The sequence below is a fragment of the Dehalogenimonas etheniformans genome (genome assembly GCF_014672715.2).
GTDB lineage: Bacteria > Chloroflexota > Dehalococcoidia > Dehalococcoidales > Dehalococcoidaceae > Dehalogenimonas > Dehalogenimonas etheniformans.
The window spans coordinates 816,263-839,357 of sequence record NZ_CP058566.2 but is presented as its reverse complement, the minus strand read 5'-3'; the positions used below and the strand labels follow the sequence as shown (position 1 = coordinate 839,357).

Sequence of the window (23,095 nt, the reverse complement as noted above, 5' to 3'; positions counted from 1 at the left end):
CTTATACTCCTCGGTTTATCTTAAGAAACCAATAACTGCGTTGTCAAAAAACGGATTAGCTGATAACATGTCAAGTCAAATGACCCATCTCGAAGGCAAGTTTTCGGTCGCGAAGCACCTGTCCCTTTTTTACCAGGCCTGGTTGCCCGACAACCGGCAGAAAGCCATTATCGTCCTGGTGCACGGCTTAGCCGATCATTCGAGCCGGTACCAAAATGTCGTAAACCACCTGGTACCGCGCGGCTATGCCGTCTGGACTTACGATCAAAGAGGACACGGTCAATCGCCGGGACCGCGATGCTATGTTAATCGCCTTTCCGATCTCATCGGCGACCTGAAAAGCTTTTCTAACTTCGTCTCTTCCCAAAATCCGGGAACACCGGTTTTCATTGTCGGACACAGCATGGGCGCTTTGGAGAGCATCGCCTTTGCCACCGAAAATCCGCCGTTTGTTGCCGGATATGCCCTTTCCGGAATGCTGTTGCGAATAGGTCAGAACGTCCCTAAGTTGCTGCTTTCACTGTCAGGCACCCTTTCCTCCCTGATACCCCACCTGGGCGTTCAAACCATCGAGTGCGAAGCCATCAGCCGCGATCAGTCGGTGGTCAAGGCTTATATCGCCGATCCTCTGGTCTACACGGGAAAAGTCCCGGTTAGAATGGGTGCCGAACTTATAACAGCGATGGCTTCCGTGCAAACGAAGCTGACCGCCGTTAAATCGCCGATCCTGCTGCTCCACGGCGGCGCCGACCGGTTGGCGAGTCCTTCAAGCAGCCAGATCACTTTCGATTCGGTATCTTCCCAGGATAAGGAAATCCGGATCTTCCCGGGTTGTTACCACGAAATCTTCAACGAGCCCTGCCGCGACTTTGTCCTCGGTACTTTGTCCCTTTGGCTCGACAAGCACCTGCCAGCTTAAGCCGATAAGACCTTTTTAAGATATTCACCGGTCGCTGATCCCGGGATTTTCGCAACATCTTCAGGTGTTCCCACCGCCACAATTTGGCCACCTCGATGCCCGGCGCCGGGGCCAAGGTCGATGACCCAATCGGCATTCTTAATGATATCGAGTTGGTGTTCGATGACTACCACCGAGTTTCCGGCTGTCACCAGGCGCTGCATCACTTTCAAGAGCGCCGCAATGTCATCAAACGAAAGCCCGGTTGTGGGCTCATCGAGGATATACAAGGTATGCCCAACCGCGCGACGAGCCAGTTCCGACGCTAACTTGATCCGTTGCGCCTCGCCGCCGGAAAGAGTCGGCGCGGGTTGACCCAACCGGATGTAACCCAGGCCGACATCATGCATGCTCTTCAACTTGGATTTGATCGCCGGAAAATGCTCGAAGAAATCGAGGGCGTGATCGACAGTCATGTCCAGCACTTCGGCGATATTTTTGTCTTTGAATTTGATATCGAGCACTTCGCGGGAATAGCGCTGCCCGTGGCAAACGTCGCAGGGCACGGTGACATCAGGCAAAAACTGCATTTCGATCTCGATGTAGCCTTCGCCATGGCAAGCTTCGCACCGGCCACCTTTGATGTTAAAAGAAAAACGCCCAGAGTTGTACCCGCGCACTCTAGCTTCTGGTACTGTAGCGAATAAATCGCGGATGGGTGTGAAGGCGCCGGTGTAAGTCGCTGGATTGCTCCTCGGTGTCCGACCGATCGGAGATTGGTCTATGGCGATCACCTTGTCAATGTATTCCAAACCGTCGATGCCGTCATGATCGCCCGGTTTCTCACGGGACCCGTTAAATACCTGGGCAAGCTTCTTGAACAATATCTCGTTGACCAGGGTACTTTTACCTGAACCCGAGACGCCGGCGATACATACAAGCTCCCCGAGCGGAATATGAACATCTATATTCTTAAGGTTGTTCTGCCGGGCACCACGAATAACCATCTCCTTGCCCAACCCCGGCCTTCGATGCTCCGGTAATGGTATAAACTTTCGTCCCGACAGGTACTGACCGGTTACCGAGTGGCGACATTCAAGTACCTCGTCGAGGGGACCCGATACGATAATATGACCACCGTGTTCCCCTGCGCCCGGCCCAAGGTCTACGATCCAATCCGCAGCCCGCATCATGGCTTCGTCGTGTTCAACGACGATTATTGAATTGCCAAGGTCGCGCAGCCTTTTCAAAGTATCGATCAAACGGGAATCATCGGCAGGATGGAGACCTACCGTAGGCTCATCACATATATAAAGAACGCCCATCAATCCCGAACCGATCTGGGTCGCCAATCGAATCCGTTGCGATTCGCCTCCCGAAAGGGTTGCCGAACCACGGTCGACGGATAAATAATCCAGGCCGACGTCTTCGAGGAAACCTAACCTCGATTTCAGTTCCTTGAGTATCTGCTTGGCGATAAGTTGTTCGCGCTCGGAAAGAGGGGTTTTGGTATCGGCCAGGCGCTCAACCCATTCGAGGCTGTCAACGACCGATAGAGCTGAGATTTCGGCGATGTTTTTGCCGTCGATCAACACAGATAATGCTTCGGGTTTGAGCCGTTTGCCGCCGCAGGTGGGACATGGTGTAGCCATCATGTAGCGTTCGATCCCGGCTCGCACCTGTTCGGATTCGGAGTCTTTGTAGAGCCGCTCCAACCTGGGTATGACCCCCTCGAATCCGGAAGTGTACTCCCTGGTCCTGCCAAATCGGTTTTTGTATTTGATTCTGTCGCCGCCTTCGCCGTAAAGAACGACCTCCATCTGTTCCGGCGTCAATCGCTCCACAGGTGCGTTCAGGCTGAAGTTATATCGCCGGGCGATATCTTCGAGTTGAGAGAAGTACCATGTCTGCCACTGGTAAGGATGGATGGCGCCTTCAGCGAGGGATAGTTTTTTATTTGGGATCACCAAGTCCGGATCGAATTCCATCTTAATGCCGAGGCCGGTACAATCCGGGCAAGCACCATGGGGTGAGTTGAAGCTGAAACTGCGGGGCTCGATCTCGCCCAACGAGACGCCGCAATCTGCGCAGGCAAATTTCTCGGAAAAAAGATATTCCGAGCCTTCGACGATCGATACGACAACGACCCCTTCGCCGAGTTTTAAAGCTGTTTCGATCGAATCAGCCAACCGGCTCTGTGTATCAGACTGGCCTATGACCAGGCGGTCGATGACTACTTCGATTTTGTGCTTTTTCTTCTTGTCGAGCTCTATATCCTCGGCGAGATCAAGTACTGCCCCGTCGATGCGTACCCGGGCATAACCGGACTTTCGTAGTTCCTTGAACATCGCCTGGTGTTCGCCCTTCCGGTCCTTGACCAGCGGCGCGAGAACCAGGATGCGAGAATCCGCAGGAAGCGCCTTTACCGTGTCCACGATCTGCTCCACCGCCTGCATCGCGATCTCGCGGCCGCAGTTGGGACAATGCGGATGACCTATGCGGGCAAAAAGCAGCCGGAGGTAATCGTAGATCTCGGTGGTCGTGCCAACTGTGGAACGGGGATTCCTCGACGCGCCCTTCTGGTCGATTGAGATAGCCGGCGATAAGCCTTCGATGTAGTCGACATCCGGCTTTTCCATGCGCCCGAGGAATTGCCGGGCGTAGGCGGAAAGGGATTCCATGTAGCGGCGCTGACCTTCCGCGTAGATTGTATCGAAAGCAAGCGAACTTTTACCCGACCCTGATGCCCCGGTAATAACAACCAGCTTGTCCCTGGGGATGGTAACGTCAATATTTTTGAGGTTGTGCTCACGGGCACCTTTTACAACGATTTTATCGAGAGGCATTGAAACTCCTTGAGGGAAATAAAAGTAAATCCTTCAAAAACAGCCTTTAATTATACTCGCTTTATGTCAATTGTGGCAATCAGGGGGGTGTAGCTCCCAGCAGTCAGCCGTGAGGTTTCAGCTCTGGTTCTTAAATTTCCTCACGTCCCCTTGGATTGTTTTTTTGTTTTTTCACTTTTGATACATTTTTCGGAAAACGACTCGGATTTTACGTTCATTTTCAGACAAAACAACTAACCGGTTTTTGAAACAATTCCGGTGTTTAATCGTGAAAATCGGTGCTGAGCGAATTGTTTCGCCGAGGGTATTGCAGAAAACAATGTCTCTTTCAACCTAGGTCGGGGCGTCGAATTTGTTTTTCGTGTTTTCAGAAAACCTTTTTTTCTGAAACGAATCATCCAGAATCAGCTTCATCGCAAACGTACGATTTGTTCCAAAAAACGAACGTTCAGGGCAATAATTCAAATGCCCGCGGTCTTCATTTCGGAGGCAGGTTGGTACAGGTGTGCTATAGGACATAGCGGCTATTATAGCACAGGTGTTTCCTTAACTGTCAAGCGTTTCGTGACGTTTTTGGTGGGATATTTTTAGATAATGTTACCCGAGAAAAGAGATCTCATGCTCGACCCAAAAACCGTGTGATGACATCGTTGGGAACCGGGCGGGGCGGGTAAAAACCAGCCCCTACTCTTTAGGGCGGCCCAATTGCTGGCGGGCATAAGCGGCAGCGCCGATGACTCCTGAGTAAGCGCCCAACTCCGCCAAAGTAAATTTCACCAGATCGAACGATTGCTTGAAAGCCCGTCTGTGCGCTTCTTCGATGGCGGGTTTAAAAAGCATATCGCCGATATTCGAAAGCCCGCCACCAATCACGATCAATTCAGGGTTGAATATGTTGATGATGTTGGACAACCCCACTCCCAGGTAGTAACCGGTCCGTTGAATCAATTCGACGGCAAGAGGGTCGCCAGCTAGCGCGGCAGCATGGATGGCTTTGGCGGTGATGCATTTGATTGGGTGAGATTGAGATCCTTCCCCTTCGCTTTGCTCTGGGTCAGGATGACAAAATAAAGGAATGGTCGTATTAGAGCCGGACTCGATTAGGCGGAGAGCCTCTCTTTCCAAAGCTTTGCCCGATGCCAACATCTCCCAGCAGCCCCTGTTGCCACAATTGCATAAGGGTCCTTTGTCATCTATCACCATGTGACCGACTTCTCCGCCGAAGCCGTTTGCACCCTCATAGAGTTCGTTATTGAGGATGAGTCCGCCGCCTATTCCGGTGCTCACTGTTATGTAAACAAAATCGCGGCAACCACGCCCCGCTCCGAAATAATGCTCCCCTGCAGCGGCAGCATGAGCGTCGTTGATCAAAAATACCCGATTACCGAAAGCGGCTTCGACTCGATCACGTAAGGGTACGTTTCTCCAGCCGGGCAGATTGGGCGAAGCGCGGACTATGCCATCTTTTGCATCGATCAAACCGGCAACCGCCAAACCGGTGGCGCGAACTTCGGAAAATCCTTTTCCGGCTTTTACCAGCGCACCAAATCCGGATTCAACGATAGATTTCAGGACTTCCTCGAAACCCTCGGATGCCCGGGTGGCGGTAAGATACTCAGATACTTTGTTTCCTTCGGGGTCAATGACAGCCGACAATATCTTGGTACCGCCGACATCGATCCCAAGAACGAGATCGTCAGTCCGTTCATGGTTCGACAGGCTCACCACGAACGGACTCTTAAAACAATTAAAATATGGTTGAGACTACAAGATAGTTGCATTCATTTTTTACCCCGTTTCAGAAAGATGACAGACAACGGGGGCAGATTCAGGGTCAAAGAGTGGGGTCGGCCGTGCATCGGTTTTAGATCGGAATCTTTTCCGCCGAGGTTTCCCCAACCGCTGCCGCCGTAACATTCGGCGTCACTGTTCAACAATTCCCGGTACCAGCCCGGTTCGGGGATGCCAACCAGATAACCCTCGCGCGGGACCGGAGTAAAGTTGCACACGACCACGATCGATCCTCCGGCTCGGTCTTTGCGAATAAAGGACAGCACGCTGTTTTCATAATCGTCAGCGTCAATCCACTCGAAACCCGAAGGTTCGCAATCCAGTTGGTGCATAGCCGACTCTTGCCTATACAACGTATTTAAATCGGATACCCAGCGAAAAAGCCCATGATGCGGGGCATATTGCAATAAAGCCCATTCAACGGCTGCGTCATGGTCCCATTCCCGCCTTTGCCCAAACTCCCCGCCCATGAAAAGCAGCTTTTTCCCACTCTGGGCGTATTGGTAACCAAGCAGCAGCCGCAGGTTGGCAAACTTCCGCCAATCATCGCTAGGCATTTTGGAAAGGAGCGACGACTTGCCGTGGACAACCTCATCGTGGGACAACGGTAACACAAAATTTTCCGAAAAAGCGTACAGCCGCCTGAAATTCAGTTCGCGGTGATGATATTTGCGGAATATCGGGTCCCGGGCTAGATACCGCAGAGAATCGTTCATCCATCCCATGTCCCATTTATACCCGAACCCCAGCCCGCCGACATACACCGGGCGTGAAACCATTGGCCACGAGGTCGACTCTTCGGCGATGGTTTGAACTCCGGGAAACTCGCGGTAAACGAACTGGTTGAGTTGTCGCAAAAAATCGACAGCGTCTAAATTCTCACGTCCGCCGAACTTGTTCGGAACCCAGTCCCCGGCCTTGCGGCCGTAATCCAGGTATAACATGGAGGCAACGGCATCGACCCTGAGCCCGTCAGCATGGTACTTGTCCAACCAGAAGAGAGCGCTTGAGTACAGAAAACTCCTCACCTCATTGCGTCCATAATCGAAAATCAGGCTTTTCCATTCGGGATGCAGGCGCTTACGCGGGTCTTCATGCTCAAATAAGTTGGTGCCATCGAAAAAAGCCAACCCGTGTTGATCGTCAGGGAAATGCGAAGGCACCCAATCGAGAATAACACCGATACCGCGCTGATGCAGATAATCAACCAAATACATCAGATCCTGGGGAGTGCCGTATCGGCTTGTCGGGGCGAAATAGCCGGTGATCTGATAGCCCCATGAACCGTAAAAGGGATGCTCCATCACGGGAAGCAATTCCACGTGGGTAAAGCCGGCCTTGGTCACGTAATCAGCGAGTTCAGAGGCAATTTCACGATAGGTCATCCAGCGATTATCCTGCGCTATGCGTCTCCATGATCCGAGATGAAGCTCATAAATGGAAACCGGGGCATCAGTGGAAATCAAGGATGCGCGGCGGGCCATCCAATCGGAGTCCTGCCATTCATAATCGAGGTCACAGACCACCGAAGCCGTTTTCGGAGGTATTTCCGCAAAGAAGGCAAAGGGATCAGCTTTTTCGACCCCGTAATTGTTGACTCTCGACCGGATGAAATACTTGTAAACTGTACCCGGGCCGACCGCGGGGATAAACCCCTCCCAGATACCGGTTCTTCCGCGGGCCAGCGGGTTCACCGTCCTCTTCCAGCCGTTGAAATCGCCCAGCACGGAGACTTCCGACGCATTGGGCGCCCAAACGGCAAATTGGGTGCCCTGAACACCATCGACAATTCTGGAATGGGCTCCCAGCCTCTGGTACAGCCTGGCGTGGGTGCCTTCGCTGAACAGGTAGATGTCCTCTTCGGTTATCCAAGGACCTGAGGGCATTTTATGTTCGGGGTCTAGAGGTTTATCGCCTATTGTGCTCCTCCGCACCTCTTTCGCGGCAATTATACGCCGTTCGGTTTCGAATCACTTAATGCTTCCTATGGATCATCATTCTACATGTACCGCCCGGTCGTAATGCTGCCAAGGTTAACAAGTACACCCTGCAAGCAAAAATAAGTAACCAAAACAGCAACAATTCGTAAGCCTACTAATTACACAATCTACCGATTGCGTAGATAATGTTTTCATTACTCAGAGGAGAATCATATGGCACAGTTGTTTAAACAGATCGATCAATACGGATTATCGCGGCTCCGAGAACTTGAAAAAGATATGGGCGAGGGTGTCAAACTAATCGCACTGGAAAAACGGCCACAGCTTCATGATATCAAGAGCCGACCTCTAGCCTTTCAGCAATTGGAACGCGATCTCGATACCACATTGCTGGTTTATTTCGGTTCAGACGAAACCTGGCGACACTAGCGCTTTTCCTTCGGTGAACTCACCCTAAACCGCCCACCCACAAAGTACTTACCGGAAATTAAGTACCCGACGGGGGGACCTTTAGGTAGTTATACCAATTCCCCTGCTTCATCTTCAGGCTTGATAATGAGTCCAACCATGGGGGCTAGCCAATTTTATGGCAGTGATTGGGAAAAAGGGACTCTGAGTGGATAGGCGTAAATTTACAAGCGGCAACACGACTTTTATTCTCCTTTCGTTCGAAGGGCCGGACAGATATTCGCTCGCCGGGGGGTTGGGGGCGCGCGTTTCCAATCTGAGCCATTGCCTGGGCAGGAACTACGACACCCATCTGTTTTTTATCGGCGACCCGAAACGCCGCGGTGAGGAATCGCAGCCGGACAGCCATTTAACTCTTCATCGGTGGTGCCAATGGATCTCCGAATACAATCCCAATGGCGTTTACCAGGGAGAAAACGAGAAGGTCGAGGATTACAGCAGGTCTATCCCTCCCTATGTTATCGATAGGATTATCCGGCCGGCGGTGGAGCGTCGGGAAAACGTCGTTGTACTTTCCGAAGAATGGCATACAGCGGAAGCTACTTGCCGCCTTGGGGAACAACTCCTTGCCGCCGGCTTACGTGAAAAAACCGAAATCTTGTGGAACGCCAACAATACCTTTGGATTTGAACGCATCGATTGGAAAAGGCTCGCCGAGAACTCCACGGTGACCACCGTCAGTAAGTACATGAAACACGTGATGAGAGAAAAGGGTATTAACTCCATCGTGATCCCCAACGGCATCCCGGAAGCCATGCTCGGTGGTATCGATGAAGAGGAATCGACGGAACTAAGAGCAAAACTGAAACGAGACCTGTTGCTTACCAAGGTTGCCCGGTTTGATCCCACCAAAGGTTGGAATGAAGCGGTTGAAGCTACTGCTAGGTTGAAAAGCGCCGGCAAGCAACCTCTTTTGCTGGCTCGGGGAGGCATGGAGCCTTTCGGCGAAGAAGTCCTTTACAACGCTCATCAACTCGGACTGAGAGTCAAAGACGTGTTTTCTGATTCCCCCGGTACCCCTGATTGCCTGGAGGCGGTCGTCCAGGGAGCCCAAGACGCCGATGTGGTCAACATGAAATTTCACTGCAGCCCTCAACTGCTAAGAATCCTTTACAACACCTCGGACGCTGTGCTGGCTAACAGCCGCCATGAGCCGTTCGGTTTGGTCGGCCTCGAAGCGATGGCGGCCGGGGGCGTTGCCTTCACCGGCGGCACCGGCGAGGATTACGCCAGGCACCTCGATAACGCCATAGTCCTTGAATCAACCGACCCAAAGGAAATTGAAGAATACGTCACTTACCTTGATGAAAATGATCATCACGAAGGCAAGATTCGAAATTCGGCGCGGGCGACCGCCAAGGATTATACCTGGGAGGCGGTGATCAAGGGTCTGATGGACAAGGTTTCAGGAGACAGAGACAAAGCTTTCGCTGTCTGAGGCTGGCTCATGCCAAAGTGCCGCAGTTATGGTATCCTGTGAACTCATGACTCGGACAAGTCCCGATGACACAGATAACAAGGTTCCCCTGCGCGTACTGGTTTTGGGCGTTGGCAACATTTTGCTGTCAGATGAGGGAGTCGGTGTGCGTGTCGTCGAGGAACTCCAGAAGCATCCCCTGCCGGCGTGTGTCGAAGTCGTCGACGGTGCGACCCGGGCGATGGAACTCATCGATGTCATGCGTGGGCGCGAGAAAGTTATCATCATCGATGCCCTCGACGCAGATGTAGAGCCCGGCGCGGTGTTCAAATTCGGTCCGGAACAACTGGCTGAAACCCGGAAGATGAGCGTGTCGGTGCACGACATCGGCGTCCATGAAGCCATCTTCTTGCTCGGTCTGACCGGTGAACTGCCGGGGGACGTCATCTTCTATGGCATTCAACCGGGCAGTTTGGAATTGCATGAAGGACTCACCGAACCTGTCTCCATGGCGGTAAAAAAAGTGATTGGCTTTATCCTGGAGGATTTGCAGAACGTCCCCGGATGTTAAGCTCCGAACGGCGATATTTGCGCCATAGCCGCAAGTTTTGTTAAACTTCCCTTTACATGGGCCGCTAGCTCAGTTGGTAGAGCACCTGACTTTTAATCAGGTTGTGCTGGGTTCGAGCCCCAGGCGGCTCACATTAAAACCGATCAAAAACAAGAAGGCCACCGCGAGCGGTGGCCTTCTTTTGTTCAAGTTAAAATCTAATCGCCATCTACGGTCAGGCTACCATGGCTGCCCGGGAGGATTCCTGCCGGCACGTACCCATGGCAACCAAGGCAGTTCGCGTAACCACTCAGGATGGGCGGCGTGTTATCTCCTGTCGGCGCCAGTGACGTAGTCGGCGGGGGCGTTGTTACCGGCGGATTGGTATTTTGCTCAGCGCCAGCTTTGGAGGAACAACCCGCTAAAGTAAATACTCCGATTGTCGCCGCAACTATCACCAAAGTTCTAATTTTCACGTGCTACAAACCTTCTATTCTTTAACTTGCCAATTGTAAATAAATATAGTCCCTTATCTTTATTATGTCAAAATATTACACCAGCATTTAATCAACGTAATACCCCGAAATAGATTGAATGTCAATGCTATAATGTGCATCACCTATCTGATGAGAGAACCCGATGGCTGATATCCTGCATACCAAAAACGCCTCCACCCGATTTCAAATAATGGTAGAGATTGCTTCAAAAGGTCCGGCTATCGAGCAGAAAACCATCGCCGCGAACCTTAGCATCACTCCACAGGCAATTTCGGACTATTTAAAGCATATGACCGCCGATGGATTGGTTGCCGCCGAAGGTCGTTCACGCTATCGGGTCACTTCCAGCGGCGTGAATTGGATGCTCAAAGAACTCAGGGCGTTAAACGATTATGTCAACTTAGCCGAACGAGCTGTCACTGATATCTCGGTCAATGCTGCGTTAGCGGAAGGTAAAATCTCCGAAGGCCAGGAAGTCGGCCTGGTGATGAGAGAAGGGATACTCTCTGCCCGACCGGAAAAGAATGGCGGAGCATGGGGATTGGCGGCACAAAACGCCGAATCGGGAGAAGATGTCGGTATTTCCGGGGTTAAAGGCATTATCCCGCTGAAATTAGGTAGGATCACCCTGGTATCTGTGCCCGGCATCCTCGAGGGGGGCTCCCGCAGCGCTGATCTGTCACGGTTAAAATCTTTGGTAGAAGGCAAGAAACATGTGGCGGCTGCGGGCATTGAGGCATATGCCGCCCTGAGGAAAATTGCCGTAGAACCAAGATATTTTTACGCCGTTCCCCAGGTGGCGGTAGAAGCTTTGCGCTACGGCCTTGAAGTGGTCATCGTGGCGGTAGCCGAGGAAATCCCTGCGTTGACCAAGGTTTTATCCGATGCCGAAATCAAGCCTCATTTGATCGATCTCCGGATTAAATGACCGTAACCCATTGACCGATAAACTTCACCGGATTATAATCAAATGAGCTTTAGTTTCCCCGAGGGGCTGATTTGAACATTCCTCGTTTCGTTATAGCTGGAACTTCGAGCGGCGTCGGTAAAACGACCATCGCTACCGGCATAACCTACGCCCTTCACCGCCGCGGCCTCAGAGTTCAACCGTTTAAATGCGGCCCGGACTACATCGATCCGGGCTACCTCAGCCTTGCCGCCTCCGGCTACTGCCACAACCTCGATTCCTGGATGCTGCCCGAAGGTAACCTGAAAGAGCTTTTCAGCTATTTTAACCGGAGCAAGGACATAGCCGTGGTCGAGGGGGTCATGGGCCTCTACGACGGCCACCGGAAGCCCGAAGGCGGCGGCAGCACTGCCAAGATCGCTAAAATCATCGACGCACCGGTTATCCTGGTGCTTAATATAGCCAAGATGAGCGAAAGCGCCGCTGCTATGGCGCTGGGGTACTGCACCTACGATCCAGATGTAAAGGTATCGGGCATCATTCTGAACCAGGTGGGAAGCCAATCACACCTCCGTTCGGCTAAAAGCGCCATCGAGGAGCGCTGCGGCGTTCCGGTCATCGGTTACCTGCCCAAAACCGCCAACCTCACCCTGCCCGAAAGGCACCTGGGTCTGGTACCGGTGGCGGAGCGCGGCGGGGGGAAGAGTTTCCTCGATGAATTAGGCGACCTTATCGAGGAGCATATCGATCTCGATCAGCTCTTGGATTTGGCTCGAAAAGCTCCAGAGTTTACGCTAAAACAAAACGCTGTGCTGTTTCCAGACCATCCCATTTCTCCACGCTGCCGTATTGCCGTGGCCAGGGATGAAGCTTTCAATTTTTACTACGAAGCCAATATTGAAATGCTCCGGGCCTGGGGGGCTGAAATCGTCAATTTCAGTCCTGTCGCGGATAGTATTTTGCCCGCAGGAACCAACGGCGTGTACATCGGCGGCGGATTTCCGGAGGTGTTTTTGCGCGAACTCGAGGCTAATCTTTCGATGAAGCGTGCCATTCGAGACGCGGTAGCGTCAGAGCTGCCGGTTTATGCCGAATGCGGCGGATTGATGTACCTCTCCCAGGGCATCGCCGATTTCCGTGGTAACCGATACGAAATGGTCGGCTTGCTGCCCGGTTATTGCGAGATGCAGAATAAGCTCCAACGCCTGGGCTACACAAAGGCAACGGCCTTGAAATCGACACCCATCGCTGGCAAAGGCCAGCCGATCAGGGGCCACCTGTTCCACTGGTCGAAACTCGATGAGCCGGATCAGACCGTTGCAGCTTATCAGGTTACCGACCCCAAAGAGCAGCTAGAAGGCTTCGTTCTGGGACCGGAAAACAATTTGCTGGCCAGCTACCTCCACCTGCATTTCGGCAGCGATCCCCGGCTGGCACAGAAATTTGTGGAATCGGCTACTCATAGGAAATAGCGGTTTATCGCCGGGTTTCAATCTTAGAAAAGCCGTGGATCAGCGGGAACCAGGCGACTCCGAAGACCTCATTCGACCGCAGGAACCCAATGAAGATGATGACAATCCCGGCCATTTCCATGAAATAAAAGAGCGTCATGTCGCCGGAGAGCCTCATGCTGGTGCCGCCCATAGCCGGAAGGATGGCACCGAAAGCAATGAGGATATTGGATAGCACCCGGTGTTTCATCGTGCGGTTCCGCCAGAAAAACCAGGCGCTGTAAAGAGCGCCGCCCACCAGTGCCAGCGTACCGAAAATATTGAGGATTACCGTCAGGGCGACGATGCCTCCGGGCATGATGCCGGTCGCCAGTCCGGTTAATCCGCCGACATCGATGGAGACCGTGTAAACCTTAAATGCCGCGAAAATCGAGACCATGGCCAGAACGACCATAATGATGTTCGCCACGCCCCGTTTTAACAGCAAGTAGAGTGTGCCCATACCGAGCCAGGCGGCTACCAGGATTGCGCCGAAGAGATACCAGGTCTTATAGACGGCCTCGGAGATGCCGCTGTGTTGGCAACGAATTCCGAGCCGGAGCTTAAGGCGTATATCAACAGCCCCAGGCACCATACCAACTGATACGGACGCCGATGGGCGAAGAACTGGTCCAGGACCAGGACCGCGAAAATCAGACTCACGATGGATGTGATCAACGGTACGACGGTCATTATTTTCACCTGTTTTTTCTTATTGTAGCATTTAACAATCGCATGCCTGCTATGTGTTTTGCCGCACGGTGTCGCTTTTGAGATAATCCAGAAGTGAAAAATTGTGACACCCACCCCGCCCTCCTGGGCATGAATACCCGGGAACTGATCGCCATAACCGAATCGGAAGGTCTGCCGGCTTTCCGGGGCCGTCAGGTAACTGACTGGCTGTACAAGCAGGGGGCTTGTGACTTCGACCAGATGCTGACCCTTCCGGCGCCTTTCAGGGAAAAATTGAAGGCGAATTACACGGTCGGGCGCTCTCGTGAAATCACCCGCCAGCAGGCTTCCGACGGCACGATCAAGCTCCTTCTGGAATTGATGGACGGGGCGAAGGTTGAAACGGTAGGCATGCTATACGCCGAAAGGTTCAGCTGCTGTGTTTCCACCCAGGCCGGTTGCCCGGTCGGATGCGCTTTCTGCGCCACGGGTCAGAGCGGGTTCAAGCGCAACCTGACTCCCGGTGAGATCGTCGATCAGGTATTGACCGTAAACGGCGCCGTAAATACAGCAACAGAAGCCCGTCCGCAACTCAAAATCGATCACGTGACCTTCATGGGAATGGGCGAGCCGTTGCTCAACTACAATTCGACGGTCAAGGCTCTGCGCCTGCTGAACGAAGAAATGGGAATAAGCGCCAGGCATCTCACTGTTTCGACCATAGGCTACGTGCCGGGAATCCGCAGCCTGATGAAAGAAAAACTGCCGGTCACACTGGCGGTCTCCCTCCACGCGCCGAATGATGAATTGAGGCGCCGGCTGATACCGAGCCTGACACGATGGAATGTTGCCAAGATCATCGAAACTTGCCGTGAATACTTTATGGCGACCGGCCGGAGGATAACTATCGAATATTGCCTAATCGACAAGATCAACGACAGCCAGGAAGAAGCGGTACAGCTTTCCGAACTGCTGCGAGGATTGAATTGCCACGTTAACCTGATTCCGTTCAACCCGGCGGCCGGGCTACCCTTCAAGACCAGCCCCCAAGAGCGGGTCAAGGCATTTTCCGCCGTTCTGTCTTCTCACGGCATCCAGGTGACCCAACGGCTCCGGCGCGGGGCTGATATCGATGCTGCGTGCGGCCAGTTGCGCCGGCGTGAAGAAAAGCCGCCGGTTGCCTGACATCAGAGGTAGTGAGCGTTAGTTAGATTTTTTTAGTAGTGGTATAATTCAGCCCGGATTTTGTACGAGGATCGTCCGATGTTCTCGAATGCCGTAGTTCAGCAAGCCTGGACCCGTTCGGGAGGGCGTTGCGAGTGTGCCAATCGCAGCCACCAGCACATGGGCCGGTGCAACCGGGCTCTCGTCTGGGAGAGGCGCACCGGCGAAAGCAAGCCGGGAGCCTGGGTAGCGGAAAGCAAAAGCAGCAATTTCCTGCCGAACGCAAGCGATTGTGAAATCACCTGCTGGCATTGTTATTCGTCCAGTCAATAATTCGATACAAAACGCATTTCTAGCTTTGTTTCTGTTGTTCTAAAAAATCCCGGAACAAGAGCATGTCTTTAGGTACTGAATATTTTATATTGGTATTTTGCTCCGCCCTGGGATTCATCCAGGCGGCTGCGAACAAAAGCGGATTAAAAGGTCTGCTGTTCAGCCAGAAAGCTTCAGTCAACAGGCTGGTCGCGGGGCTTTTGATCGCCCCGGGGGCGATTATTTTCTTTACCTGGAACTACCGCAACCCCGTGGGTATAATCGAAGGTTCGCAGCAAGCCGGCTTGTTCACCCTGGCAACGCTTTCGGCAGTGGGTGTTACCGTTATCCTAAGTTCGGTCCTTAACCATTCCCGGCTGAAAACCACCACCCCGGTCCAGCCCTGTCTGGAAGCCCTCAAGGAGAGAACTTTCGTTCAAGCGCTATTTGCGAGGTTTAAGTGGAGGCGCTGATAGCTGTCGATAAAGCCCTGTCTCTGTTTATCAACAGCCTCGCCGGCCGATGGACAATACTGGATGAGGTCATAAAGGGACTGGCTAACGACTATTTTCTTATCGTAGGCGCCAGCCTCGGGCTGTTGCTGCTTTGGTTTGGTACGTCAGAGATACGGCAACGGGAGACGAACCAAAAACTGGCCCTCCAGGCTATGGCGAGCTTGGGAATCGCCACCGGAGTGGTGGCCATCCTGAATGAATTTGTGTTCCGCCCACGACCTTTCAACGAGATCGCAGTGACGACACTGTTATACCAGCCGACCGATTCGTCTTTCCCCTCCAATTCCGCGGCGATCCTGTTCGGCATCGCCTTTGCTGTTTGGCTGGGCAACAAACAAGCAGGTAAAGTGTTTTTGATCGTAGCCGCCATCCATTCTTTTTGCCGCATCGTCGCCGGCATGTACTATCCCCTGGACATCATCGGCGGGGCGGCCGTCGGAGGCGCCGTGGCCTTGTTCGTACGATGGTTGTTCGCCAGGCTGGATTTCTTTGTCAATTTCCTGCTCAGGCTGGCCAGGGCTGTTTTTTTGGCTTGAGGCAAACCCGGACGTCCCAAATTTATTGTATTACATCACTTGCACCTGCCTATACCGCGTGTTATCATCAAATTGCGAACGCTTGAACTTGACCGGCAGGCGTCAAGGCCACGGCGCAGCGGGATAAAATTCTCCGAACGAACGGAGGCATTTGATGGATATTGGATGGTGGCGCGATCTGGTAATTGTGATCGGCGGCGTTGTCGCCATCCTGATCGGTCTGGTGGTGCTCGTCCTGGTCATTTCCATATACCGGAAAACCAATGAAATCTATGACCGGTCGAAACATGTCATGGACTCCATTCAAAAAGCTGCCTGCAATGTTGAAAGCTTCACCGAGGTGGCTTCAAAGGAACTTATTAAACCCGTCATCGAGATCGCCGCGATTTTCCATGGACTAAAAGCGGGTCTGGGCGGTCTCTTCCGAAGGAAGGAGTAAAGTATGTCTAATGATTCGTCCGGTAATTTTGCTCTGGGACTCCTCCTTGGTGTCGCGGTGGGAGTCGGCATCGGCCTGCTTTATGCGCCGCAGACCGGGTCGGCAACTCGTTCGATGCTAAAAGAGAAAGCTGTCGAACTCAGCGAGCGGGCCGAGGAATTTGCAGAAAATGTCCGCGAGGGAGCCGCTTCGGCCAAGCGCAATCTCGAGTCGCGGCTGCCCCACGGCGAAACCTGATTTTCAGTCATCCACCGCCCTCTCAGATCTGGGCGCTCTACATCAACCCGCCTGAATAGGAAAAGGAATAGACGGTGCAAATACGCCATATTCTTAGCCGGCACTGGCGGTCCGTTGTTTTTTTTGTTTGTTTAATCGTCTTTTCCGTTGTGGTCTATAAGCTAAGAAGCGTTCTCCTGCCATTTATGATCGGGTTGCTCATCGCTTATATCCTTCGACCGGTGGTGCTATGGCTGGAAAAATACACTCTGTTTCCAACCTGGCTGCAAAAGCAAAAACGCGCGATCATCGTCCTGATTCTTTTCATTTTCATCGCTATCTTTTTGGTCATCGTGGTGACCTATACTGTGGCGCTCACCGCTAACACGGTTTCGCAGCTATTCGCCAATGCTGGGGACATCATCAACTCCGTGACCAGCCATTTGTCCAATTGGCTGAACGGCTTGAGAGAACACCTTTCACCCGAAATCAGGGCGCGCATCGACGACATCGTCGCTGGAGCTTCCACCAGCGTCAGCGACGCCGTCAAAAACACGTTCCAACGAAGCATTTCCCTGGTTCCGGCGACGATCGGCTTCATCTTCGGTTTTGCCATCATGCCTGTATTCGTCTTTTACTTGTTAAAGGACTGGGAAAAGATCCGCGACGGAATCTACAAGGAACTACCTGCGGCGGCCTCGATCCACACTCGAAACATCCTGGGCATCGTCGGGCGAGTGCTTGGGCGCTACCTCCGAGCCGAGTTGGTACTGGGCAGTATCGTCGGAGGCGTAACCTTCATTGCCCTATTAATCATGGGGGTAAATTTTCCCCTGGCACTTTTCCTTGGCCTTCTGGCGGGATTTTTTGAGGCGGTGCCCACTATCGGTCCCTGGATAAGTGGTTTCTTTGCCGCGGTCCTGATCCTGGCAACATATCCGGAGCTCATTTTCTGGGTCATCGGACTGTTTCTTGTGGTTCAGTTGCTGGAAAACAATCTGCTGGTGCCGCGCATCCAGGGTGACGCTCAGCGCATTCATCCAGCCCTTTCCCTGGTGCTGCTGATCCTGGGGGCCTATTTTGCCGGGCTCTGGGGCATCATCCTGGCCATTCCTCTGACCGCTACCATAATCCGGATTTTTCAATACACCGAAGACGCTGCCAGATTCGAAGACCATCTGCCTTTAAGACACCATGACCCCGCTATCTTTGAAAAGTAGTATCAACCGTCTCAAAGACAGGATATTGTCTTTTGTCGCTGTCAGAGTTTCCGTGGGCACGATTGAAGAACTCGGCCGCAACGACGCATCACATCTCGCCGCCGGGGTAGCCTACTTCGCTGTCCTGTCGCTTTTCCCGTTGCTTCTCGGTTTTATCTCCCTGGCAGGTTTGTTTCTTCCCTCGGAGTCGGTCCAACAGGCAATCATCCGCTTCATCCAGCAAAATCTGCCTATCTCACCAGATGTCGTCTCCGAAAACATCCAGAGCATCATCGCCGCCCGCGGCGCTGTGGGCATTTTCAGCATCCTAGCCTTGATCTGGACCAGCTCGAATATGTTCACCTCCATGGGCGTGGCGCTCAACAGGAGTTGCGGCGTTTGCGACCGGACCCCATTTTATCTGCGCAAACCGAGAGATATAGTATTCGCTCTAGCGGCTGGTTTTCTGTTTCTACTCTCCGGTGTTTTGCCCACGGCTTTCAGCCTGATCCCCGAAGTCGATATTCCGTTCTTCGGTACATCAGCCAGTTTCATATTGATCGCCGTAGGTTCGGTCATAACCTTTTTCGTCTTTATCGTGTTGTACACCTATCTGCCAGCCGTCCGAAGCAAATGGCGGCATATCTGGCCTGGGGCGCTCGTAGCAACCGTGCTGTTCGAAATTATCCGGATAAGCTTCATCTTGTTCGTCGTCCAATTCAACAGGTACAACATAATTTACGGCACCATCGGTTCGGCTATAGCCCTGATGGTCTGGATTTACCTTTCCGCATTTATCATGCTAGCGGGCAGCTCTTTCAACGGAGAGTTGCGCCGATGGCGGGAAGGCACTCTGAAATTAGATGCCGATAAACCCCTATAAAAGAAAAGACCGCAGGTATTTCGGTCCTGCGGTCTTTTCACCTGCGTTCCGATAGTCAATCGGCTGGCTCGGGATTTTTAAGTACGATCTCATAGTACCAGCTTATTGCATTTCGTTCACAGATCGACTCACACGTCCGGCAATCTCGGCAATCAGCAGAAGAATCGGCGACGATAATCCCGTTCTCGAGTGCCAGTCCGCCATTGTGGCAAGACGCGACGCAGAGGTGGCAGTGACCGCATAGTTTTTGATTGATTTCGATATTGATCATGGTGTGTTGATACCATCATACCTTTAGATGGTAAATTCGCGATGTAACTTATATCATAGGGCGATCTTTTCGAGTTCCCGCCTGTTTACAATCTCGATCCTGTGTCGTTCGACTTTGATCAAGCCGTCGTCCTCCATCCCCTTCAGGGCGCGCGCCACCACTTCACGGGCCGTCCCCGCCATGGCTGCCAGGTCCCGCTGGGTCAGGTATGGCGTGTTGGGCAGATCAACCTGGGTCACCAATATCCGGGCTAATCGGCCGGATACGGGACGGAACGATAGATCGGCGACCAGGTCGCCAAGCTGGCGGACCTTTACCCCCAAAGCCCCAATGATGTTCGCCGCCAGCGGGCCAAGCTGGCAAGCCTGTTCGAGAAGTACCCTGCCGTTGATTGCAAAAACAATCAATGGCGTGAGCGCTTGAGCAGTGGCCTGAGCCTCGCCGCCGTCAAAAGCAGCGACATCGTTGAAGCTGTCGCCTGGGCGGGCGATGGCGAGGATTTGTTCCTTACCTTCTGCTGAAGTCCCGAAAATTTTCACCGCTCCCGAGGCTACCAGATAAACCTTGCGGCTCAAATCCCCTTCCGACACTACCATAGCGTCCCGTTCAAAACGTTCTTCCAGCGCCATCCCCTCGATCACAGAAAATTCTTTGGGGGATAACCCCTTGAAATAGGGACTGTGTCTTATCAGTTCCTGCTTGTTCAGAACGCTCAATTCAGGGACTAACGGTTCAGCCATAGTCCAGATTATAAGTGGCGCGCCCTCACGTGGCAACAGCCTCTCCCCCGGAAGCCCATCCTGTTCACTTGACGCTTTAGAGGTTACTCGGTTAGCATTAAGAGTCATGACTAAACCGCACCTGACCATCGTCATTCCCAGTTATAAAGAAGCGGCCAATATTCCTTCTCTGTTGGAAAAGATCCATTCCGCCCTGGGTGATTACCCGTACGATGTTCTCGTTATCGATGATAACAGCCCCGACGGGACGGCGGAAGTGGCCCGCGGACTGGCTGAAAAATACCCGGTTAGCGTTGTGGTCAGGAAGGACAAGCGCGGGCTGGCCTCAGCCGTCGTCGACGGCTTCAAACTGGCCGGCGGCGATATTGTGGCGGTGATGGATGCCGACCTTCAACACCCGCCTGAAGTTTTACCCAGATTAGTCAGAGCCATCGAAGGCGGTGCCGACCTGGCCGTTGCCAGCAGGTACGTCCCAGGCGGCAGCGTCGGCAACTGGTCTGCTACCCGCAGGGTGATCTCAAGGGGCGCGGTTCTGATGTCTCACGTGCTTCTACCCTCGACCCGAGGCATTAAAGACCCAATGAGCGGCTATTTCATGCTAAGAAAGGACGTCATCTCAGAAGTCGCCCTTAGCCCGGTAGGTTACAAGATCCTGCTCGAGGTCATCTGCCTGGGTTGCCCCAGGACGACGGTCGAGGTGCCGTTTATTTTCGAGAACCGCCGCGCTGGGGTTACCAAACTCTCTATGATCACCCAGACCGATTATCTGAGGCACCTTCTCTCACTCATGCGGCGGACCGGGGAGTTAAACCGCATAGTAAAATTTGTGGCTGTCGGCGGGAGCGGAACCCTGGTCAACCTGGGGCTGCTGGCCATTCTCAAGGAATGGGCCGGTCTTTATTACCTGGTGGCTGGGGCAATCGCTTTCGAAGTGTCGGTGGTCTGGAATTTTTTACTGAACGACCGTTTCACCTTTGGCGATCGCAAACGGCCGGAAGGCACCTTCCTGGGCCGTCTTTTGAGGTTCAACGTCACCAGCCTTGGCGGTTTTATCATTTATATCGGGATTCTGGCCTTGCTAACCCAGGTTTTCGGGCTATTTTACATCATCTCGGCGGCAATAGGCATCGTCGTCGGCTTCGGTTGGAACTTCATGGTCAACAGCGCCTGGACCTGGCGTTAAAGCCCCGACATTGCTGCCTCGTTTATTTTTTAAGCGCCGACCGGGCGATAGGCAAATACATCTGCTCAACATATTCGACCATCATCCTGCTGGCGGAGAATTCCCAGACGGTCGAAGCAATAGCCTCTCGCGACACCTTCAACCACCGTCTGGGAATGTCACCGACGTCCCGATCGTAGTACATCGGCACAATCTGTTCTTCCAGTAACTGGTAAAGCTCCGCCGCATCACGGGTATCTTCGTCGACCGGGTTGTCCGGCTTTTCCTCGCTGCCGATGGCCCAGCCGTCCTTCCGGTTGTACCCTTCCTGCCACCATCCGTCCAGAATGCTCGCGTTCGGTACGCCATTGATACCGGCTTTCATCCCCGACGTCCCGCTGGCTTCCAGCAACCTGCGCGGATTGTTGAGCCAAACATCCACTCCGGAAACCAGGTATCTGGCCAGGTGCAGGTCGTAATCTTCAATAAAGCACACCCTGCCTTCGAACTCCCGGTCTGTCGCTTGCGTGTATACGCGGTGGATCAATTCCTTGGCCATGAAATCGGCGGGGTGGGATTTTCCGGCGAATATGAACTGTACCGGCCGCTGCCAATTGCGGACAATCTTTTTTAACCTCTCGACGTCCCGGAAGAGGAGCGACGGCCGTTTGTACTCCACAAAGCGCCTGACGAAACCTATGGTCAGGACGTCCGGGTCCATCAGGGCGCCAAGAGCAACCAATCTACGGCTGGATACTTCGGCATTGCTCCATTCCTGCCTGGAGCGTTCGGTAATCAAATGAATGAGACGCTGTTTCCTGAACTGGTGCACCTGCCACAAAACCTCGTCCGGGACTTTGTTAAGCAAATCGCGAAAACCAATCTCGTGACGATGTTCATACCAGTCTTCACCGATATACTTCTCAAACGCCTTGGTCATCGGTGGCGTTTCCCAGGTCGGAACGTGAATGCCATTGGTTATATGGCCGATGGGTACCGCGGATTCGGGCGTCGCACCGTACAACCGCCGCCACATCCGCCGGGACACTTCACCGTGGAGACGGCTGACCGCGTTGGCGCGGCGGGACAGTTTGAGACCCAGAACCGTCATGTTGAAGTGCTCTTCTCTGCTGGCTTGGCCTAGTGCCATAAACTGGTCCCGTTCGATTTTGAGGCTTTCCCAATAACAGCAAAAATACCTATCGATCAGGGCAGGGTCAAAGGTGTCATGTCCCGCGGGGACCGGAGTGTGGGTGGTAAACACCGCTTGATCACGTACCTTACCGATGGCGGATTCGAGATTGTCTCCGGCGGTCAAATGTTCCCTCAATAATTCGAGCAGCAGGAACGAAGTATGGCCTTCATTACAATGCCAGGCGACCGGGGTTATTCCGAGGGTTCGCAACAGTCTTACACCGCCGATGCCGAGCAGGTATTCCTGTTGCAAGCGGATCTCTCTGCCGGCGCTGTAGAGCCTGGCTGATAGTTCCCGGTCACCCGGTTCGTTCTCCGGAACATTAGTATCAAGCAGGTACAACACCCCCCGACCTACCTTGACCTCCCAGGCGGTCAGAAACACGTTCTTGTTTCCAACGAGTAAACTGAGCAGGAAACGACTACCGTCCGACCGGGTGACCCTGGAGATCGGTGCTAAATCGAAATCGAGTTGCCGGTAATGTTCGATTTGCCAGCCGTCTTCGCTGATTCGCTGATGGAAATAACCCTCGGGGTACATGAAACCCACCCCTACAAACGGGAGGCCGAGATCCGATGCTTCTTTGCAAATATCGCCGGCGAGTACCCCCAGGCCTCCAGCGTACATAGGCAAGGAGTTATGGACGGCAAACTCCATCGAAAAGTAGGCCACCGGATTGTTGAAAATCCCCGGGTAGGTCTTTGTCAACCAGTTGTCTCCGTCTGACATACGCCTATCGTAGAGTTTCATGACCGAATCGAATTTGTTGAGAAATTCTTCATCTACCGCCAGGCTTTCGAGGCGCCTTGTTTCAACCTCGATGAGGAGCCGTACGGGGTTGTGCCCGGACGAACGCCAGAGCCGTCCGTCAATAGATTCAAAAAGCTCTCTAGCTTGAATGGTCCAACTCCACCATAGGTTGGCCGAGAGATCCGCTAGACGTGATAAGCGTCCCGGCAGGCGGGACGCTAATTGAACCTTATCCAT

At 53.1% G+C, this 23,095-nt stretch carries 23 protein-coding genes and 1 tRNA gene; 15 read left to right on the top strand and 9 right to left on the bottom strand.

Going from position 1 to position 23,095, the window contains the following annotated elements:
- Window positions 1–79 precede the first annotated feature (79 nt).
- Window positions 80–919, top strand: a complete 840-nt coding sequence (locus HX448_RS04245; RefSeq protein WP_162485875.1) for an alpha/beta hydrolase — start codon at window positions 80–82, stop codon at window positions 917–919.
- On the opposite strand, the gene uvrA is transcribed toward HX448_RS04245, so the two are convergent.
- From uvrA to glgB, 3 genes are all read right to left on the bottom strand, one after another.
- Window positions 916–3,744 (bottom strand): excinuclease ABC subunit UvrA, encoded by a 2,829-nt coding sequence (gene uvrA, locus HX448_RS04240; protein ID WP_102330475.1) that lies wholly within the window; start codon window positions 3,742–3,744, stop codon window positions 916–918. The genes HX448_RS04245 and uvrA overlap by 4 nt on opposite strands.
- Window positions 3,745–4,428: 684 nt before the next feature.
- Complete coding sequence (locus tag HX448_RS04235; protein ID WP_102330476.1) at window positions 4,429–5,472, bottom strand: ROK family protein; 1,044 nt, start codon at window positions 5,470–5,472, stop codon at window positions 4,429–4,431.
- A 53-nt stretch (window positions 5,473–5,525) separates the two neighbouring features.
- Window positions 5,526–7,421: a 1,4-alpha-glucan branching protein GlgB gene (gene glgB / locus HX448_RS04230; RefSeq protein WP_102330477.1), complete on the bottom strand. Its 1,896-nt coding sequence runs from the start codon at window positions 7,419–7,421 to the stop codon at window positions 5,526–5,528.
- 267 nt (window positions 7,422–7,688) lie between these two features.
- Between glgB and HX448_RS04225 the strand changes: the two genes are divergently transcribed.
- From HX448_RS04225 to HX448_RS04210, 4 genes are all read left to right on the top strand, one after another.
- A complete protein-coding gene (locus HX448_RS04225) occupies window positions 7,689–7,904 on the top strand; it encodes a hypothetical protein (protein ID WP_102330478.1) in 216 nt (71 codons plus the stop codon).
- A gap of 187 nt (window positions 7,905–8,091) precedes the next feature.
- The gene (locus HX448_RS04220) at window positions 8,092–9,381 is read left to right on the top strand and encodes a glycosyltransferase family 4 protein (RefSeq protein ID WP_102330479.1); all 1,290 of its coding nucleotides are present in this window, start codon (window positions 8,092–8,094) and stop codon (window positions 9,379–9,381) included.
- A gap of 46 nt (window positions 9,382–9,427) precedes the next feature.
- On the top strand, window positions 9,428–9,931 hold the full coding sequence (locus HX448_RS04215) for a hydrogenase maturation protease (RefSeq protein ID WP_162485876.1): 504 nt from the start codon (window positions 9,428–9,430) through the stop codon (window positions 9,929–9,931).
- Between the two features lie 58 nt (window positions 9,932–9,989).
- Window positions 9,990–10,062, top strand: a tRNA-Lys gene (locus HX448_RS04210).
- Between the two features lie 66 nt (window positions 10,063–10,128).
- On the opposite strand, the gene HX448_RS04205 is transcribed toward HX448_RS04210, so the two are convergent.
- Window positions 10,129–10,386 carry a hypothetical protein gene (locus HX448_RS04205; RefSeq protein ID WP_162485877.1) on the bottom strand — a complete coding sequence of 86 codons (258 nt, stop codon included), beginning with the start codon at window positions 10,384–10,386 and terminating at the stop codon, window positions 10,129–10,131.
- A gap of 163 nt (window positions 10,387–10,549) precedes the next feature.
- Between HX448_RS04205 and HX448_RS04200 the strand changes: the two genes are divergently transcribed.
- Window positions 10,550–11,335: a DUF7839 domain-containing protein gene (locus HX448_RS04200; RefSeq protein ID WP_102330482.1), complete on the top strand. Its 786-nt coding sequence runs from the start codon at window positions 10,550–10,552 to the stop codon at window positions 11,333–11,335.
- A 71-nt stretch (window positions 11,336–11,406) separates the two neighbouring features.
- Window positions 11,407–12,786, top strand: coding sequence for a cobyrinic acid a,c-diamide synthase CobB (locus tag HX448_RS04195; RefSeq protein ID WP_102330483.1), 1,380 nt, complete (start codon window positions 11,407–11,409; stop codon window positions 12,784–12,786).
- A 4-nt stretch (window positions 12,787–12,790) separates the two neighbouring features.
- On the opposite strand, the gene HX448_RS04190 is transcribed toward HX448_RS04195, so the two are convergent.
- Window positions 12,791–13,399 carry a hypothetical protein gene (locus tag HX448_RS04190; RefSeq protein ID WP_102330484.1) on the bottom strand — a complete coding sequence of 203 codons (609 nt, stop codon included), beginning with the start codon at window positions 13,397–13,399 and terminating at the stop codon, window positions 12,791–12,793.
- 191 nt (window positions 13,400–13,590) lie between these two features.
- Between HX448_RS04190 and rlmN the strand changes: the two genes are divergently transcribed.
- The gene (gene rlmN, locus HX448_RS04185; RefSeq protein WP_226846853.1) at window positions 13,591–14,661 is read left to right on the top strand and encodes a dual-specificity RNA methyltransferase RlmN; all 1,071 of its coding nucleotides are present in this window, start codon (window positions 13,591–13,593) and stop codon (window positions 14,659–14,661) included.
- A gap of 48 nt (window positions 14,662–14,709) precedes the next feature.
- Here the strand turns inward: rlmN and HX448_RS04180 are convergent, their stop codons facing one another.
- A complete protein-coding gene (locus HX448_RS04180) occupies window positions 14,710–14,952 on the bottom strand; it encodes a hypothetical protein (RefSeq protein WP_190259841.1) in 243 nt (80 codons plus the stop codon).
- An 83-nt stretch (window positions 14,953–15,035) separates the two neighbouring features.
- On the opposite strand from HX448_RS04180, the gene HX448_RS04175 reads away from it, so the two are divergent.
- From HX448_RS04175 to HX448_RS04150, 6 genes are all read left to right on the top strand, one after another.
- A complete protein-coding gene (locus HX448_RS04175) occupies window positions 15,036–15,425 on the top strand; it encodes a hypothetical protein (protein ID WP_102330485.1) in 390 nt (129 codons plus the stop codon).
- The gene (locus HX448_RS04170) at window positions 15,413–16,003 is read left to right on the top strand and encodes a phosphatase PAP2 family protein (protein WP_102330486.1); all 591 of its coding nucleotides are present in this window, start codon (window positions 15,413–15,415) and stop codon (window positions 16,001–16,003) included. The genes HX448_RS04175 and HX448_RS04170 overlap by 13 nt, the downstream gene beginning before the upstream one ends.
- Before the next feature lie 154 nt (window positions 16,004–16,157).
- Window positions 16,158–16,442, top strand: coding sequence for a hypothetical protein (locus HX448_RS04165; protein WP_102330487.1), 285 nt, complete (start codon window positions 16,158–16,160; stop codon window positions 16,440–16,442).
- 3 nt (window positions 16,443–16,445) lie between these two features.
- On the top strand, window positions 16,446–16,679 hold the full coding sequence (locus tag HX448_RS04160; RefSeq protein WP_102330488.1) for a YtxH domain-containing protein: 234 nt from the start codon (window positions 16,446–16,448) through the stop codon (window positions 16,677–16,679).
- Window positions 16,680–16,753: 74 nt separating this feature from the next.
- Window positions 16,754–17,878, top strand: a complete 1,125-nt coding sequence (locus HX448_RS04155) for an AI-2E family transporter (RefSeq protein ID WP_102330489.1) — start codon at window positions 16,754–16,756, stop codon at window positions 17,876–17,878.
- On the top strand, window positions 17,853–18,740 hold the full coding sequence (locus HX448_RS04150; RefSeq protein ID WP_102330490.1) for a YihY/virulence factor BrkB family protein: 888 nt from the start codon (window positions 17,853–17,855) through the stop codon (window positions 18,738–18,740). The genes HX448_RS04155 and HX448_RS04150 overlap by 26 nt, the downstream gene beginning before the upstream one ends.
- A 55-nt stretch (window positions 18,741–18,795) precedes the next feature.
- Here HX448_RS04150 and HX448_RS04145 read toward each other — a convergent pair whose 3' ends face one another.
- Complete coding sequence (locus HX448_RS04145) at window positions 18,796–19,011, bottom strand: RNA polymerase alpha/RpoL/Rpb11 family protein (protein WP_162485879.1); 216 nt, start codon at window positions 19,009–19,011, stop codon at window positions 18,796–18,798.
- A gap of 53 nt (window positions 19,012–19,064) precedes the next feature.
- A complete protein-coding gene (locus HX448_RS04140; protein ID WP_190259840.1) occupies window positions 19,065–19,787 on the bottom strand; it encodes a Crp/Fnr family transcriptional regulator in 723 nt (240 codons plus the stop codon).
- 70 nt (window positions 19,788–19,857) lie between these two features.
- Between HX448_RS04140 and HX448_RS04135 the strand changes: the two genes are divergently transcribed.
- On the top strand, window positions 19,858–20,934 hold the full coding sequence (locus HX448_RS04135) for a glycosyltransferase (protein ID WP_102330492.1): 1,077 nt from the start codon (window positions 19,858–19,860) through the stop codon (window positions 20,932–20,934).
- Between the two features lie 22 nt (window positions 20,935–20,956).
- Here HX448_RS04135 and glgP read toward each other — a convergent pair whose 3' ends face one another.
- Window positions 20,957–23,095: an alpha-glucan family phosphorylase gene (gene glgP, locus HX448_RS04130; RefSeq protein WP_102330493.1), complete on the bottom strand. Its 2,139-nt coding sequence runs from the start codon at window positions 23,093–23,095 to the stop codon at window positions 20,957–20,959.